The sequence below is a fragment of the Pseudoalteromonas sp. Z1A8 genome (assembly GCF_011378855.1).
GTDB lineage: Bacteria > Pseudomonadota > Gammaproteobacteria > Enterobacterales > Alteromonadaceae > Pseudoalteromonas.
This window is the reverse complement of record NZ_WTLB01000011.1, coordinates 41416-57589: the sequence shown is the minus strand read 5'-3', so window position 1 is coordinate 57589 and position 16174 is coordinate 41416. Positions and strand designations below refer to the sequence as shown.

11 protein-coding genes are annotated in these 16174 nt (G+C 40.7%); 7 read left to right on the top strand and 4 right to left on the bottom strand.

Annotation, left to right across the window (positions count from 1 at the left end; translation table 11 throughout):
- Positions 1-58: 58 nt before the first annotated feature.
- The 3 genes from hutC to hutH all read left to right on the top strand — a co-directional run bounded on the left by hutC (position 59) and on the right by hutH (position 4044).
- Positions 59-766 (top strand): histidine utilization repressor, encoded by a 708-nt coding sequence (gene hutC / locus GQR55_RS06355; protein WP_024600420.1) that lies wholly within the window; start codon positions 59-61, stop codon positions 764-766.
- Between the two features lie 66 nt (positions 767-832).
- Positions 833-2506, top strand: a complete 1674-nt coding sequence (hutU, locus tag GQR55_RS06350) for a urocanate hydratase (protein ID WP_166419914.1) — start codon at positions 833-835, stop codon at positions 2504-2506.
- 2 nt (positions 2507-2508) lie between these two features.
- Positions 2509-4044: a histidine ammonia-lyase gene (gene hutH / locus GQR55_RS06345; protein WP_166419913.1), complete on the top strand. Its 1536-nt coding sequence runs from the start codon at positions 2509-2511 to the stop codon at positions 4042-4044.
- Here hutH and GQR55_RS06340 read toward each other — a convergent pair.
- Positions 4041-4811 carry an NADP-binding protein gene (locus GQR55_RS06340; protein ID WP_166419943.1) on the bottom strand — a complete coding sequence of 257 codons (771 nt, stop codon included), beginning with the start codon at positions 4809-4811 and terminating at the stop codon, positions 4041-4043. The genes hutH and GQR55_RS06340 overlap by 4 nt on opposite strands.
- A 117-nt stretch (positions 4812-4928) precedes the next feature.
- Between GQR55_RS06340 and GQR55_RS06335 the strand changes: the two genes are divergently transcribed.
- From GQR55_RS06335 to GQR55_RS06320, 4 genes are all read left to right on the top strand, one after another.
- Positions 4929-6956: a methyl-accepting chemotaxis protein gene (locus GQR55_RS06335; protein ID WP_166419912.1), complete on the top strand. Its 2028-nt coding sequence runs from the start codon at positions 4929-4931 to the stop codon at positions 6954-6956.
- Positions 6957-7328: 372 nt separating this feature from the next.
- Positions 7329-10043 (top strand): preprotein translocase subunit SecA, encoded by a 2715-nt coding sequence (gene secA, locus GQR55_RS06330; protein WP_166419911.1) that lies wholly within the window; start codon positions 7329-7331, stop codon positions 10041-10043.
- Positions 10044-10110: 67 nt separating this feature from the next.
- On the top strand, positions 10111-10509 hold the full coding sequence (gene mutT / locus GQR55_RS06325; RefSeq protein ID WP_166419910.1) for an 8-oxo-dGTP diphosphatase MutT: 399 nt from the start codon (positions 10111-10113) through the stop codon (positions 10507-10509).
- Between the two features lie 14 nt (positions 10510-10523).
- Positions 10524-11591 carry a phosphotransferase gene (locus GQR55_RS06320; RefSeq protein ID WP_166419909.1) on the top strand — a complete coding sequence of 356 codons (1068 nt, stop codon included), beginning with the start codon at positions 10524-10526 and terminating at the stop codon, positions 11589-11591.
- A 276-nt stretch (positions 11592-11867) separates the two neighbouring features.
- Here GQR55_RS06320 and GQR55_RS06315 read toward each other — a convergent pair whose 3' ends face one another.
- From GQR55_RS06315 to pmbA, 3 genes are all read right to left on the bottom strand, one after another.
- A complete protein-coding gene (locus tag GQR55_RS06315) occupies positions 11868-13943 on the bottom strand; it encodes a M13 family metallopeptidase (RefSeq protein WP_166419908.1) in 2076 nt (691 codons plus the stop codon).
- A gap of 253 nt (positions 13944-14196) precedes the next feature.
- Complete coding sequence (locus GQR55_RS06310) at positions 14197-14676, bottom strand: DUF721 domain-containing protein (protein WP_166419907.1); 480 nt, start codon at positions 14674-14676, stop codon at positions 14197-14199.
- Positions 14677-14752: 76 nt separating this feature from the next.
- Complete coding sequence (pmbA, locus tag GQR55_RS06305; RefSeq protein ID WP_007582066.1) at positions 14753-16102, bottom strand: metalloprotease PmbA; 1350 nt, start codon at positions 16100-16102, stop codon at positions 14753-14755.
- Positions 16103-16174 lie beyond the last annotated feature (72 nt).

Sequence of the window (16174 nt, the reverse complement as noted above, 5' to 3'; positions counted from 1 at the left end):
CAAGGTAATTATGTCATCTTATTTATATCGTTTATTTTTATATTTAGCCGTTAATTTAATGACAACACCCAAATTTGCGCAAATAAAACAATTCATTGTTGATAAGATTCGCAGTGGTACATGGCAAGAAAACCAACGTGTTCCCTCTGAAAACGAGCTAAGTAGCCAATTTAGTGTAAGTAGGATGACAGCCCGTCGTGCGCTCAGTGAATTAACTGAGGCAGGTATTTTAACCCGCAGCCAAGGGCTAGGTACATTTGTAGCTACATTTAAGTCGCAGTCATCGTTACTCGAAATAAAAAATATTGCTGATGAAGTAAAAGAACGTAACGGCAACTACACCTGTAGTGTACTCATACTTGAATCAATAAATGCAGTCGCACCTATTGCCATTGCGCTTGGTGTTGAGATTGACAGTGTTGTATATCGAAGTGTACTCGTTCATAACGAAAACGACAGCCCCTTGCAGTTAGAGGAGCGTTTTGTAAACCCTGCGCTTGCCGCTGGTTACTTACAACAAGATTTTAGCACGCTTACACCTCATGAGTATTTATCTAGTGTTGCACCACTTACTCAAGCAAGGCATACCGTAGAGGCCATAATGCCAAACAGCGAAATGTGCCAATGGCTAAACTTATATAACGAAGAGCCATGCTTGCAAGTTATTCGACGCACATGGTCTGTTAATGGCATTGTAAGCTTTGCCCGCCTAGTATCACCAGGCAGTAAATATCGCTTAGGTGGTCACTTAACATTTAAAAAATAACAAACAATAGCGCTTACTGCGCTTTTTTTATAACAAATCACCTTGTATATACAACAGGAGCAAAACATGAACAACCGACTCGATACAAGTCGCGTAATACGTGCACCTCATGGCGATAAAATAAGCGCTAAAAGCTGGCAAACTGAAGCCGCTAAGCGCATGCTAATGAATAATTTAGATCCTGAAGTTGCAGAGCATCCTCATGCTCTTGTTGTATATGGTGGTATTGGCCGAGCAGCCCGCGATTGGCCAAGTTATGACAAAATTATAGAAACCCTCGACAGACTCGAAAATGACGAAACCCTACTTGTACAATCAGGAAAGCCAGTAGGTGTATTTAAAACTCACAGTAATGCACCGCGTGTACTTATTGCCAACTCAAACCTAGTTCCACACTGGGCAAATTGGGAACATTTTAACGAGCTAGATAAAAAAGGCTTGATGATGTACGGCCAAATGACGGCAGGCTCTTGGATTTATATTGGCTCGCAAGGCATAGTACAAGGAACTTACGAGACCTTTATAGCTATGGCAAAACAGCACTTTTCGGGCAGTGCTAAAGGCAAATGGGTATTAACAGGTGGCCTTGGTGGTATGGGCGGCGCACAACCGCTTGCCGCTACAATGGCAGGGTTTAGTGCACTTGTTGTTGAATGTGATGAAAGCCGTATCGATTTTCGTATAAAAACAGGCTACGTTGATGTAAAAGCAACAGATCTTGAACATGCATTGCAATTAATAACCAATGCATGCATAAAAGGTGAGGCCCTCTCAGTGGGTTTACTTGGTAACGCTGCCGATGTATTTAGCACACTCGTTAAAACAGGTATTACCCCAGATGTAGTTACAGATCAAACATCAGCTCACGATCCTCTCAATGGATACTTGCCACAAGGTTGGACCATGGAGCACGCAGCAAAAATGCGTGAGCAAGATCCAACAGCTGTAGTAAAAGCGGCTAAACAATCAATGGCAGTTCAAGTTAAAGCAATGTTGGCGCTGCAAAAAGCGGGGGCAGCAACAACAGACTATGGCAATAATATTCGCCAAATGGCGTTTGACGAAGGCGTTACCAACGCGTTTGATTTTCCTGGGTTTGTACCCGCCTATATTCGCCCTTTATTTTGTGAAGGTATTGGCCCATTTAGATGGGTTGCTTTATCGGGCGATCCAGAAGATATTTATAAAACCGATGCAAAAGTAAAAGAGCTCATTCCTGATGACGCACATTTACATAATTGGCTTGATATGGCGCGTGAACGTATTCAATTTCAAGGCCTGCCAGCACGTATTTGCTGGGTTGGACTAAAGGATAGAGCACGCCTAGCACTAGCTTTTAACGAAATGGTTAAAAATGGCGAACTTAAAGCTCCTATCGTTATTGGTCGTGATCACCTCGACTCTGGCTCCGTTGCCAGCCCTAACCGTGAAACCGAAAGCATGAAAGATGGCTCAGATGCGGTATCTGATTGGCCATTACTCAATGCACTCCTTAACACGGCAAGTGGCGCTACTTGGGTGTCACTTCATCATGGCGGCGGTGTAGGTATGGGCTTTAGCCAACACTCTGGTGTGGTTATTGTTGCAGACGGAACAGATGAAGCTAAAGAGCGTATTGCTCGCGTACTGTGGAACGACCCTGCAACGGGCGTAATGCGCCATGCTGATGCTGGATACGACACAGCAAAAAACTGCGCTAAAGAGCAAAATTTAGACTTACCAATGTTAGACAAGGAATGATTATGTTCGAACTTACTCTCACGCCAGGCTCACTTGATTTAAACACACTGAGAAAAATTAATAATTCACCGGTAAAGTTAAGCCTTGTAAAGCATGCCGAGTCACAAATAGCAGCAAGTGCACAAACCGTTCAAAATGTAATAAATGAGCATCGTACCGTATACGGGATTAACACCGGCTTTGGGTTACTAGCCAATACCAAAATAGCCGACGACGAACTTGAATTATTACAGCGCTCCATTGTGCTTTCACACGCTGCAGGCATTGGCGAATACATGGATGACAGCACAGTAAGGTTAATGATCACCTTAAAAGCTAACTCGCTTTCGCGTGGCTACTCGGGTATTCGCCTGCAAGTAATCCAATTTTTTATGCAGCTGCTTAGTAGCGAAGTATATCCATGCGTGCCTAAAAAGGGCTCTGTGGGAGCATCGGGCGATTTAGCCCCCCTTGCACATATGTGTCTACCTTTATTAGCTGAAGGCCAAATGCGACATAAAGGAAAAATAATTAGCGCAGCACAAGGGCTAAAAATAGCAGGGCTTGAGCCCCTTACCCTTGCAGCAAAAGAAGGCTTAGCTTTATTAAACGGCACACAAGCGTCTACGGCGTTTGCATTACAAGGGCTATTTAGAGCGGAAGATTTATATGCACAAAGCTGTGTTATTGGCTCTATAAGCATAGAAGCCGCAATGGGCAGTCGTGCTCCGTTTGATGCACGCATTCATGAAATTCGTGGCCAACGCGGGCAAATAGATACAGCCAAAGTGTTTAGAGAGCTGCTCGATACGCACTCCCAAATTAGTGACTCCCATGTTAATTGCGAAAAAGTACAAGACCCTTACTGCTTGCGCTGCCAACCTCAAGTATTAGGTGCTTGCCTTACGCAAATACGCCAAGCCGCAGAAGTATTGTTATGCGAGTCAAACGGCGTAACCGATAATCCTCTAGTGTTTGCTGATGTAGGCGATATTATATCGGGCGGAAATTTTCATGCAGAGCCAGTGGCAATGGCAGCTGACAACCTCGCTATTGCTATTGCCGAAATTGGTGCGTTAGCAGAGAGGCGAATTGCATTACTTATCGATTCAAACCTGTCTAAACTACCGCCATTTTTAGTTGAAAACGGCGGCGTAAACTCAGGATTTATGATTGCTCAAGTTACCGCTGCTGCGCTTGCTTCAGAAAACAAATCATTAGCACACCCCGCGTCAGTCGATAGCTTGCCAACATCAGCAAACCAAGAAGATCATGTCTCTATGGCCACCTTTGCAGCAAGGCGCTTGGGTGAAATGGCCAATAACACCCAAGGTGTTTTAGCTATTGAATGGTTAGCATCGGTTCAAGGGCTAGAATTTAGAAAGCCGCTTGAACCATCCGATAAAGTGCAAAACGCCAAAGCATTATTACGCGAACATGTTAGTTATTACGATAAAGACCGCTACTTTGCACCTGATATAGAAGCTGCCAATACATTACTAAGTGAGGGTAAGTTATGCGACTTTATTAAGTGCAGTCCCCTACCTTCAGCATATTAAATACCATACTGGTAAGTAAAACCTAACGCCTCAATAGCTGAGCCAATAACTTTGCGCTCAGCTTTATCATTACTGGTAAAGCGTGGTAAATCGCCACCATGTTCTGAACACTTTAATGCGTAATATTCAGCTTTTTTTGGATGCGCAGGGTTAACTACATTATAAATACTTTGCCCTGTATTCCAGTGTTCAATAACCGCAAAAATGGCATTAATTACATCTTGTTGATGCACCATATTTACCACTTGCTCACTTGATGTATTGAGCTCTTTTCCCGCAACAAAACGACCTGGTTCTCTATTTGGACCTAATAGCCCAGCTAAGCGCAGTACTTTTCCATCTTGTTCAAGTACCTGCTCTTCTGCTTCATAAAGCTTTATTTGTCGCTCGTTAGTACACGAAATATCACTGCTTTCGCTGTATACACCAGGTTCTTGATCGTACACCCCAGTAGATGAGCACAATAAAAAGCCTTTTGCGTTTAACTCTTTTGAAAGCTTAAGCGCTGCGGTGAGTGTTTCAGGGTAGTTACTTTCACTGTACCTGCTGCGTGGTGGAATAGCACAAACCCAATAAGCATCTTGTAAATCAACTTGATGCACTAATTGTCCATTTTCAAGTGCAAATTGACGCTCAAAGTTGAACTCATGTACATCCGTTCTATGTGTACCTTGTACTTGCCAAGCCACTTTTTGTGCACTTACGCATAAAGCATGCCCTAACCAACCTGCACCTAATACTACTAATTTATTAGCTTTAATTTCCATTTTTTGCATAACCCTTCATTTTAAACGCATAATTAGTGCTTTTTATCTAACTTTATAGAGATTTTCAGTAATATATGATTAGATATAATTTCATAAATAATAAAAATACGTGCACTCATGCTAAATAATTTATCATTACGGAAGAAAATATTATTATTGATTGGTGGAACAATTACCGTTTTACTAATTATCGCATCAACATTTTTTGTTAAACATATTGCCAATCTCTCCCGAGAAAATATAGAGAACGAAGCGCAAAGTTATCTACAGACCGAGCAACTTTCAATGCAAAGCTACTTTGCAATGTACGGTAAAATGGTATCAACCTTTGTTAATAACCCGCATTTAATCAACTTTTTTGAAAATTGGGATACTCGCGATCAAGCACTTGAAAGTGCGCCTGGTTACAACGAAGTAAACCAAGATTTTGTGCGTTTAAGTTCAAACGATGAGAATATCCTATCTGCCTTTTTTGCTTCAGCAACCACTGGTGAATACTTTAAAGAAAATGAACGCACAAGTCATTATAACGGCCAGCCTTATTACGCCTACAAACGTGGTTGGTGGCAAGAAGCCATACAGGTTAATAAGCTTTATGTAGGCCCTATTTCGGTTGACTTAACCACAGGCGTAGCATCTGCTGTAGTACAACAACCTGTTTATAATATACAGCGTAAACTCATTGGTATGGGCGGTGTTGATTTACAATTAAACAAAATTAACGACATGGTCGAAAATATTCGCTTTAACGGCCAAGGTTATGGCTTTTTACTAGATGGTAATCAAAAAGTGGTGCACTTTTCAAAAGCCACTGGCCATAAGCTTTCAATCACAGATGAAGGCGCAAACGGTAAAGAAGGGCTCGATGCGCTTGAACAACAATTTACAGATACCGCAGGCTTTAAAGAGTTAAACACACAAATGCGAAATAACCTTAAAGGCAGCCAAATGGTTACTTTTAAAGGCGAGCAATTTTATGTGGTTTACCATCGTTTACAACTAGAGCAGCCTTATATAGATTGGTATGTAGGCTTACTTATTCCAACTAGTATGATTGAAGCGCCCGTAAATGCCGCAGTAACTGCAACAACAACTGCAGTAATTATTATCTTAATTATTATATTAGCCATGATTTTATGGGCTACCCATATGATTTCAAAACCCATTACAACGCTTACACACATTATGCGTGATATAGCATCGGGCGAAGGCGATCTTACTCAAAAAATTGATATTGATAGCCAAGATGAAGTCGGCCAACTGGCCAATCACATGAATACGTTTATTGATAAGTTACGCGCCATGATGCTCGAAACCGCAGCCCAAGCAGAGCAACTAAGCAACGCAGCAGCTCAACTGAGACGAGTTTCTGAGCAAACTAATTCTGAAATTCAGCAAGAAAAGCAGCAAGTTGATAGTGTAAGTGCAGCAGTGACTGAAATGGCAACTACCGTACTTGAAATATCACGTAATGCACAACATACAAATAACGCAGCTGAAGAAGTACAAGCAATCACTGCAGAAGGTGCTAGCCGCTCTACGCAAGCACAAAAAGTAATGACTGAACTTGCACTACATATTGGTGAAGCATCTAAAGTAGTTGCGGGCCTTGAACAGGAAAGTAATAACATTGGAGCATTAGTCGATGTAATTAACTCAATTGCCGATCAAACCAATTTACTTGCACTTAATGCCGCTATTGAAGCAGCACGAGCTGGCGAACACGGTCGAGGCTTTGCCGTTGTTGCGGATGAAGTACGCTCACTAGCAAGTCGCACACAAGAATCAACAGACGATATTCGCAATATGATTTCGCGCTTGCAGCAAATAGCACAGCAAGCCTCAGTGATGATGCAACAAGGGCAAGACCAAACCGAGAGTTCAGTGCTTCAAACTAAAGAAGTACTTAGCTCTTTGCACAACATTGCGCAGTCGGTTACTAAAGTACAAGACCAAAGTCATCAAATAGCCACCTCCACTGAGGAGCAAACAGTCGTTGCTGAGGATGTTAATACGAGCCTTTCGGCAATTAACAACTTAGTGAACAGTACCGCTGACCATGCGCATACGCTCGCTGACGAAGCTCGCGATTTAAGTGATTTAGCTGCGGCGCTTAACAAAACGGTTAATCAATTTAAATTATAAAAACACTCATTTTATAGCTGTGCTTAAGTGCAAAATTTAAGCTCAACTATAACCCTTGTTTTAAATTTATTTAGCACCATATCTTTACAGTTCGCTGCTATTTTTATTGTAATTGAGTAATACAAAGTTATTTTTACGAACCAGATCAAATTTTTCGATTTTATACACAGATCTTTTTATTGAGATAGTTTGTTGTTTGCCAGAGTCTGGTATAGTAGCGCACGTAATAAACAGTTCTTTTTGAACGGTTTAATACAAAATTGCTAATTAATATGTTCTAAGTGTTACTTAAAAGCACATATTAATTACCAATTGTTAAAAATGGGTTAGCCGATACTCGGCTGACAAAGAATACATTGTAACGGTTTTATCATGATATCTAATTTATTTACCAAGCTTTTTGGTAGTCGCAATGACCGCACTATTAAAAACTTAAGAAAGACGGTCGCGCTAGTAAACGCGCTAGAAGCGCAACTTGAAGCGCTTTCTGATGAAGATTTAAGAGCTAAAACAGCTGAGTTTAGAGAACGTTACGATAACGGACAAAGCCTTGACGACATTCTACCTGAAGCTTTTGCTGTGGTACGTGAAGCGTCAAAGCGTGTAAATGGCATGCGTCATTTCGACGTACAGCTATTAGGTGGTATGGTTTTACATCAAGGTCGCATTGCAGAAATGCGTACCGGTGAAGGTAAAACACTAACAGCTACCCTACCCGCTTATTTAAACGGCTTAACAGGCAAAGGTGTTCACGTAATTACCGTGAATGACTACCTTGCTAAACGTGATGCTGAAACCAATCGTGCGTTATTTGAATTTTTAGGCCTTACTGTAGGCTGTAACGTACCGGGTATGATGCCACAGCAGAAGAAGCTAGCTTATACTGCGGACATTACGTACGGTACAAATAACGAATTTGGTTTTGACTACCTTCGCGATAATATGGCTTTTAGCATTGATGAACGTGTTCAGCGTCCATTATTTTATGCTGTAGTCGATGAAGTGGATTCAATCTTAATTGATGAAGCACGTACGCCACTTATTATTTCAGGCCCAGCTGAGGACAGCTCTGAGCTATATACTGAAATAAACACCATCGTTCCTTTACTTGAGCTTCAAGAAAAAGAAGACGAAGAAGGTGTTGAAGGCGACGGCGATTACACTATTGATGAAAAGTCTAAGCAAGTTCATTTAACAGAACGTGGGCAAATTAAAGTAGAAGAGTTACTTACCGAGCGCGGCTTAATTGAAGAAGGCGATTCGCTTTATTCAGCAGCTAGCATTACGCTACTAAGCCATGTTTATGCTGCTCTTCGTGCTCACAAGCTATACCAAAAAGATGTTGATTACGTTGTAAAAGAAAACGAAGTAATCATTATCGATGAGCATACTGGTCGTTCAATGGAAGGTCGTCGTTGGTCAGAAGGTTTACACCAAGCTGTTGAAGCTAAAGAAGGTGTAAAAATTCAGAACGAAAACCAAACACTTGCCTCTATTACATTCCAAAACTACTTCCGTTTATACGAAACGCTAGCAGGTATGACAGGTACTGCCGATACTGAAGCTTTTGAGTTTCAATCTATCTATGGCCTAGATACGGTTGTTATGCCAACTAATAAGCCGATGGTTCGTGATGATCGCGCTGACTTAGTTTACCTAACGCAAGAAGAAAAATACGAAGCTATTTTAATTGATATTAAAGACTGTCAGGACCGCGGACAACCCGTACTTGTAGGTACTATTTCGATTGAAAGCTCTGAGTATTTATCGCAGTATTTACGCAAAGAAAAAATTAAGCACAACGTGCTTAATGCTAAGTTTCATGCGCAAGAAGCTGATATCGTTTCAGACGCTGGCCTACCAGGTACTGTAACAATTGCAACTAACATGGCCGGTCGTGGTACTGATATCGTGCTAGGTGGTAACTGGAACAGTGAAGTTGAAAAACTTGAAAACCCAACTGATGAACAAATAGCTGAAATTAAAGCTGCTTGGAAAATTCGCCATGATGCTGTAATTGATGCTGGCGGTTTACATATCATTGGTACTGAACGCCATGAATCTCGTCGTATAGATAACCAATTACGTGGTCGTTCTGGTCGTCAAGGTGATGCTGGCTCTAGCCGTTTCTACCTATCGATGGATGATGCACTAATGCGTATCTTCGCTGGTGAGCGCATGACTAACATGATGCGTAAACTAGGTATGCAACGCGGTGAAGCAATTGAACATCCATGGGTAAACCGTGCGATTGAAAATGCACAGCGTAAAGTAGAAGCACGTAACTTTGATGTTCGTAAGCAGTTACTTGAGTACGATGATGTAGCAAACGATCAACGTCGTGTTGTTTACTCTCAACGCAACGAGCTACTTGAAGAAGGCGATATTTCAGAAACTATTACTGCAATCCGTGGTGATGTTCTTGCTAGTGTTATTGACCAGTACATTGCACCGCAAAGCCTTGCTGAAATGTGGGATATTCCTGGACTTGAAGAGCGTTTAAAACAAGACTTCTTAATTGAGCTACCAATCACTCAGTGGTTAGCTGATGACAATAAGCTATACGAAGAAAAACTTCGTGAGCGTATCGAAGAAGCTGTTGAGCAGTCATACAAGCAAAAAGAAGAGCAAGTTGGCGATTCTGTTTTACGTCAATTCGAAAAAGCGATTATGCTACAAAGCCTTGATCAGCATTGGAAAGATCATCTTGCTGCTATGGATCACTTACGCCAAGGTATTCATTTACGTGGTTACGCGCAAAAGAATCCTAAGCAAGAGTATAAGCGTGAATCGTTTGAGCTGTTTTCTGAAATGCTTGAAAACTTAAAAGTAGATGTTGTAAGCATCCTAAGTAAAGTACAAGTACGTGCTGAAGAAGATGTTGAAAAAGTAGAAGAGCAACACCGTAAAAGTGAAAATGCTCCTCGCGAATACCAACATGAAGAAGCTGAGCAAGTAGGTGGCGAAGCGCCAGAGCCAGAGACAGCTACTGTAATGGCTCGTACAGAACCAAAAGTAGGTCGTAATGACCCTTGTCCTTGTAAATCAGGTCAAAAATTCAAACAATGTTGCGGTAAATTAAAATAGCCCAATATTGTCATTAGCTTATTAAAAAGCGGCGCTAGCGTCGCTTTTTTTATGGAGTTTTAAAGTAATGACTATAGAAATTGTACATGTAGCTGTTGGTGTTATTAAGAAAAATAACGCTATATTCATTTGTAAACGCGCAGCTGAACAACATCAAGGCGGTTTATGGGAATTTCCTGGTGGTAAAGTAGAAGCAGGCGAGAGTGTTTTTGTTGCGCTTAAGCGCGAGCTTATTGAAGAAGTTGGACTAACAATTCACAGCTCTAGTCAACTTATGGTTATTGAACATGACTACGGCGATAAATGCGTTAAGCTAGACGTACATGTAGTTAGTAACTTTAGCGGCGAAGCACATGGCGCTGAAGGGCAACCTAGTGAATGGGTAGCCATTAGTGAATTAGAAAATTATGACTTTCCTGAAGCGAATGCTGAAATTATCGAAAAGATAGTTGCCCGATACGCATAATTAAGTGAGTCACAATGCACACGTCTGTACAGTATAAATTAAGTGAGCTACTCGCTTTAAATCCTGAGTTTACTCAACTTAGTGTGATTGGTAGCGGCCATATAAATAGCACATGGCTACTTAAAAATACTGATGAGCAGTTCATTGTGCAAAAACTTAATACCGAAGTATTTAAACACCCTGCTCAGCTAGTTAGTAATGCACAACTAATTGAGCAGCATTTAAATACTAAACAACTACAAAACAATTATCCTCTTGAAGTAATCAAGCATATAGCCACGTACAACCGCGAATACTTAATAGAAATAGATAACGAACACTATCGTGTACTAAATTATATAAGTAACAGCTACAGCGAAGACGTTATTAAAAATGCGCAACAGAGTGAGCAAGCAGCTTACGCTTTTGGCGTATTTGCTAATGCTTTACAAGATTTTGATGCACAACAACTGCATACTGTCATTCCTGATTTTCATAACTTAGCTATGCGCTTTGAGCAACTAAATACCGCAATCACTAACAATATAATTAATAGAGTAAAGCACTGCGCTGACGAAATAAAATATTGCTTATCGCAGCAGCATTTAATTACCGAACTTAATAACATTACCCAGCACATACCGCTTAGGGTTTGCCATAACGATACAAAAATAAATAATATGTTGTTTTGTAGTACAACCCATAAAGCAAAAGCGGTTATTGATTTAGATACCTGTATGGCTGGGTTTTGGCTTTATGATTTTGGTGACATGGTACGTACATTTTGCTCCCCCGAAGCTGAGGATTCAACAAACTTACACAACGTTGTTATTCGAAAAGATATATTTTCAGCCATTGTTAAAGGCTATGTAGCACCATTAAAAAGTAGCATGAGTACACTAGAGCGAGAAAGCTTATTATTAGGCGCTAAAATAATGCCGCTCATGCTCAGTGTGCGCTTTTTGACTGATTACTTAAATAACGATGTTTATTTTAAAGTGGCTCATGCAGATCATAATTTAGAGCGAGCACAAAACCAACTCGCACTTTATAAAAACATACTCAGTAACGAGCAGTGGATGCATGAGCGCTTGATGAGCTAAAGCTTATTTAACCTGGACTCTGGTTAAGAGATTTATTAACGTATTGAATCATGGTGATATTTAAATTTATTTTCTCTAGCCAGATATTTTTAGTGAAAACAAGGCGAATTTACGCGTCAATAGCTGGCCTATTGCAAGTAAATTCAACGCAGTTAGCGCTGAAAATAGCTGCTTGAGATAGATTTATTATCCATAGTTCAGGTTATTTACAAATTCAAGATACAAAAAAACCAGTAAGCTAAAGACTTACTGGTTTTTGTTATTTATAAAATGTAATTACCAGATTTTTACACGGTCTTCTGGTTTGATATACATTTTGTCGCCTTCTTTTACGTCAAACGCTTCGTAAAATTCAGGCATATTCGACAAGATACCGATTACACGGTAGTGGCTTGGTGAATGAGGGTCTGTTAATAAACGATTACGTAACTCTTCATCGCGATAGTTACGACGCCAAATTTGTGACCAACCCATAAAGAAGCGTTGATCGCCTGTGTAACCATCAATCACTGGTGATTTTTTATCACCTAAAGACAGCATATATGCTTTATGCGCAACGGTTAAGCCACCTAAGTCACCAATGTTTTCGCCAAGCGTTAGCTCGCCATTAACACTTGCATCTTCAAAAGGTTTATATTCATTATACTGTGCAACTAAAGCCGCTGTACGCTCTTCAAATTGCTTAAGGTCAGTCTCACTCCACCAGTTACGTAAGTTACCGTCACCGTCGTATTTAGCGCCTTGGTCGTCAAAACCATGACCAAGCTCATGCCCAATTACTGCGCCAATTGCACCGTAGTTTACTGCATCATCCGCTTCTAAATTAAAGAATGGCGGTTGTAAAATTGCGGCTGGAAATACAATTTCATTGTTTACTGGGTTGTAATACGCATTTACTGTTTGCGGAGTCATGTGCCACTCAGAACGATCAACTGGTTTGCCCAATTTTGCGATCATGTCTGCGTATGCCCATTCGCTATAACGGATGTAATTACCTACTAACTCATCTGAGCTAATCTCTAGCTCAGAGTAGTCTTTCCACGTATCTGGGTAACCAATTTTAGGTGTGAATTTGTCTAGTTTTTCTTTCGCTGCAAGCTTTGTTTCAGGGCTCATCCACTCAAGGTTTTCAATAGCAACACCGTAACCTTTAATTACGTTATCAACCAACTCTTCCATGCGTGCTTTAGCTTCTGGCGGGAAGTTATCTTTAACGTATACCTTACCTAAAATTTCACCAAGTACACTGTTAGATGCATCAACCGCTTGCTTCCAAAGAGGTGCTTGTTCTTCTACGCCACGAAGTGTTGTGCTGTAAAAGTCAAAATTAAGATTAACTAAATCTTCGCTAAGTAGCTCTGCATAACCACTTACAAAATGGAATTTTAAGTAGTTTTTCCACGTTGCTAAATCAGTGTCTTTGTAAATAGTAGCAAGCGCTTCTAAATAGCTAGGTTGGCGTACAATAATGTCACTTGCACTCACACCAGCATCTTTAAAGAATGCAGCTAAATCAAGGTCCCCCATCAACTTGCTTGCATCTGCTACTGTCATCTTGTTATAAGACTTAGTTGCATCACGGCTTTGCACGCGGCTCCACTGTGCATCAGCTAGTGTTTTTTCAAATGCAAGTACGCTCTTAGCAGCTTCTGCTGCATTTTTAACGCCTGACTTTGCTAAAACATCAGTAATATATTGCTCGTAAGAAGCTCGAATTTTAGTGAATTTTTCGTCATCTTTTAAGTAATAATCACGATCTGGTAAACCAAGGCCAGACTGAGATAAGTACAGTGCATACTCGCTTGAGTTTTTAGCATCATTATTTACAAACCAACCAAACGGTAAAGTACCGCCTTGTTTTTGAATTTTAGCCATTAACCCCACTAAATCAGCTTTAGATTTAACGCTATCAATTGTATCTAATGACGGTTGTAATGGCGTAATACCTAGCTCATTACGAGCAGCTTGATTCATGTAGCTTTTATAAAATGCACCGATTTTGTACTCATCGCTGCCTTTTGCAGCGGCTTTGTTAGCGGCTGCACTTTCAAGGGCTATTTTCATCGCTTTTTGCGACTCATCATATAACTGCGAGAAAGAACCGTAGTTAGATTTATCACCCGGTATTTCAGTTTTTGCTAGCCACTCACCGTTTACATGGTAGTAAAAATCGTCTTGTGCACGTACTGAACTATCCATATTGGCTAATTCAATACCAAGCTCTAGTGGTTTTTCAGCAGGTGCTGTTACTACTGGAGCGTCGGTTACTTTAGCTTCTTGTTGTTTTTCACCACAACCTACTAAACCAAGTGCAAGCGCAATGCTCGCAGCGGCCATTGTTACTTTATTCATAATGATTCCGTTTGTTAGTTAGAACTTAATACCAACTCCATTAAATTCTTGAATATAGCAGGAATAAAAATAGCACTGCCTACACGCTTTTACTTAATGGAATGGGTATCAAAGAGCTTCAATCAATATAAAGCCTACGCAGTATCATAAACCTCATTAGGCCAACAATAAAATGGAATATGTAACAAAGTATTTTGAATGCGGTGAGCTGCAAAAATAGCCCTACCAATGACAAAATGGTGGGTAGTTAAGGCTAACTTTTATTTTTTCCGTGAAGCGCTAAACGCTCTAGTTTTTCTTTTAAAGAAGGAGGGGCCGAAGATGCTATCGCGTTTAAGTAATCAGCTGTTTGCTCACTCATTTTACGAGAGTTGGTAACTGCAGGACTGCCCGACTTATTCGCAGTACTTAATCGTTGAGTTGCTTGCGGATTTGCTGTGATTTTTATTTGCCCGAGCTCTGCCATTCCGGCAGCTCTAAAATGTGAAAGCATATCCATTTTTAAATAATTAAGCCTAAGCGCGATAGGTGCAGACACCGCCTCTATCATTAGCGTACCGTCTCGGTAATTACTTACTCGGCATTTATCGCCTAACTTAGGACCTAAAAAATCTTTAAGTAGTGTTTGCTGTGTATCAAGTGCTTGGCTTTTGCCTGCATAAGCCGATAAACGATTATTTAACCCCGCCATAATATCGGTTAGCGGTTTTGGTGCATATCTATCTTTTGCCATTTTACACCTCGTAAATTTAAATAAAGCATACTTAAGCCAAGCGCTTTAATGCTTGGCTTAAAAAGTCGCTTTTATATTAAGCGCCGGCTATTTGCATTTGCTCTATTAATACTGAGCCGGTTTGAATACCACCACGGCGCTCTATGTCACCACCAATAGCAGATATGCCTTTAAACATATCTTTTAAATTACCAGCAATGGTAATTTCGCTTACAGGATATTGAATTTCACCATTTTCGACCCAAAAACCAGCAGCGCCACGAGAGTAATCACCCGTTACTGTATTTACACCCTGCCCCATTAGCTCGGTCACTAACAAGCCAGTGCCCATCGTTTTTAATAGCGCTGTTAAATCGTTATGAGTTTGCTCAACTAACCAGTTATGTATACCGCCGGCATGCCCTGTAGGGGTCATATTCATTTTACGCGCAGCATAACTTGCTAATAAATACGTTTGTAGCTCGCCGCCTTGAATAATTTCTCTATCGAATGTTTTAACACCTTCGCTATCAAACGGTGATGATGCCAACCCTTTTAAAATATGTGGGCGCTCGGCAATATTCACACAATTACTAAATACTTGTGTGCCTAAGCTATCAAGTAAAAAACTTGATTTACGATAAAGTGCGCCACCACCAATTGCCGATACTAAGTGCCCAAATAATGAATTTGCAATATCGGCTCTAAAAATAACAGGTACTTTCATTGTGCCTAGCTTTTGACTATTTAATTTAGCGAGCGTTTCAGCTGCGGCTTCAAGCCCAACTGCCGCTGCGTCATTTAAACCCGCTTGGTCGCGCGCAACAGTATAAGCAGAGTCGCGTTGCATCTGCTCGCCATCTTGACCTATTACCATTGTACTAATGCTATGACGAGTACGCGGAAAGCCCGTTATCAAACCATGGCTGTTACCATAAACACGTAGCCCCTGATGCGATGAAAAGCTTGCGCCATCTGAGTTAACAATACGCTCATCAGCATTTAGTGCAGCTTGCTCAGCAGCATGACAAAGCTCAATGCCTTCCTCAGGACTTACATCCCAAGGATGATATAAATCTAAATCTTTAGGATTAAATTCCAGTAATTCTTTATCAGCAACGCCGTTAAATGGATCATCCGATGTAAATTTGGCTATATCAATCGCTTTTTCTACTACCATGCGCAATGTTTTTGGATTTAAATCAGCGGTTGATGCCGAACCTTTATTATTACCAACGTATACACTAATGCCTAAGCCGCCGTCTTGGTTAAACTCAATGGTTTCTACTTCACCCATTCGTGTACTAACCGATAACCCAGACGTGCTAGACATGGCTGCTTCTGCAGCTGTAGCGCCTAATTTTTTAGCATGTTCGAGTACTTCTGCTACCGCATCTTTAACTTGCGATATTTGAGAATAAATTGGATCGTTTTGTTGGCTTTTCATAAATTAAGTCCTGAGCCTTAGAGGCATAATGCACGCATTTCTTATATTTAAATGCTAACACACTCAATGCAT

Coding starts and splice junctions, on each gene's coding strand:
- GQR55_RS06320 (WP_166419909.1), top strand. CDS start 10,524: ATGCACACGTCTGTACAGTATAAATTAAGTGAGCTACTCGCTTTAAAT.
- GQR55_RS06340 (WP_166419943.1), bottom strand. CDS start 4,811: ATGGAAATTAAAGCTAATAAATTAGTAGTATTAGGTGCAGGTTGGTTA.
- GQR55_RS06335 (WP_166419912.1), top strand. CDS start 4,929: ATGCTAAATAATTTATCATTACGGAAGAAAATATTATTATTGATTGGT.
- hutU (WP_166419914.1), top strand. CDS start 833: ATGAACAACCGACTCGATACAAGTCGCGTAATACGTGCACCTCATGGC.
- GQR55_RS06315 (WP_166419908.1), bottom strand. CDS start 13,943: ATGAATAAAGTAACAATGGCCGCTGCGAGCATTGCGCTTGCACTTGGT.
- mutT (WP_166419910.1), top strand. CDS start 10,111: ATGACTATAGAAATTGTACATGTAGCTGTTGGTGTTATTAAGAAAAAT.
- hutC (WP_024600420.1), top strand. CDS start 59: ATGACAACACCCAAATTTGCGCAAATAAAACAATTCATTGTTGATAAG.
- secA (WP_166419911.1), top strand. CDS start 7,329: ATGATATCTAATTTATTTACCAAGCTTTTTGGTAGTCGCAATGACCGC.
- pmbA (WP_007582066.1), bottom strand. CDS start 16,102: ATGAAAAGCCAACAAAACGATCCAATTTATTCTCAAATATCGCAAGTT.
- GQR55_RS06310 (WP_166419907.1), bottom strand. CDS start 14,676: ATGGCAAAAGATAGATATGCACCAAAACCGCTAACCGATATTATGGCG.
- hutH (WP_166419913.1), top strand. CDS start 2,509: ATGTTCGAACTTACTCTCACGCCAGGCTCACTTGATTTAAACACACTG.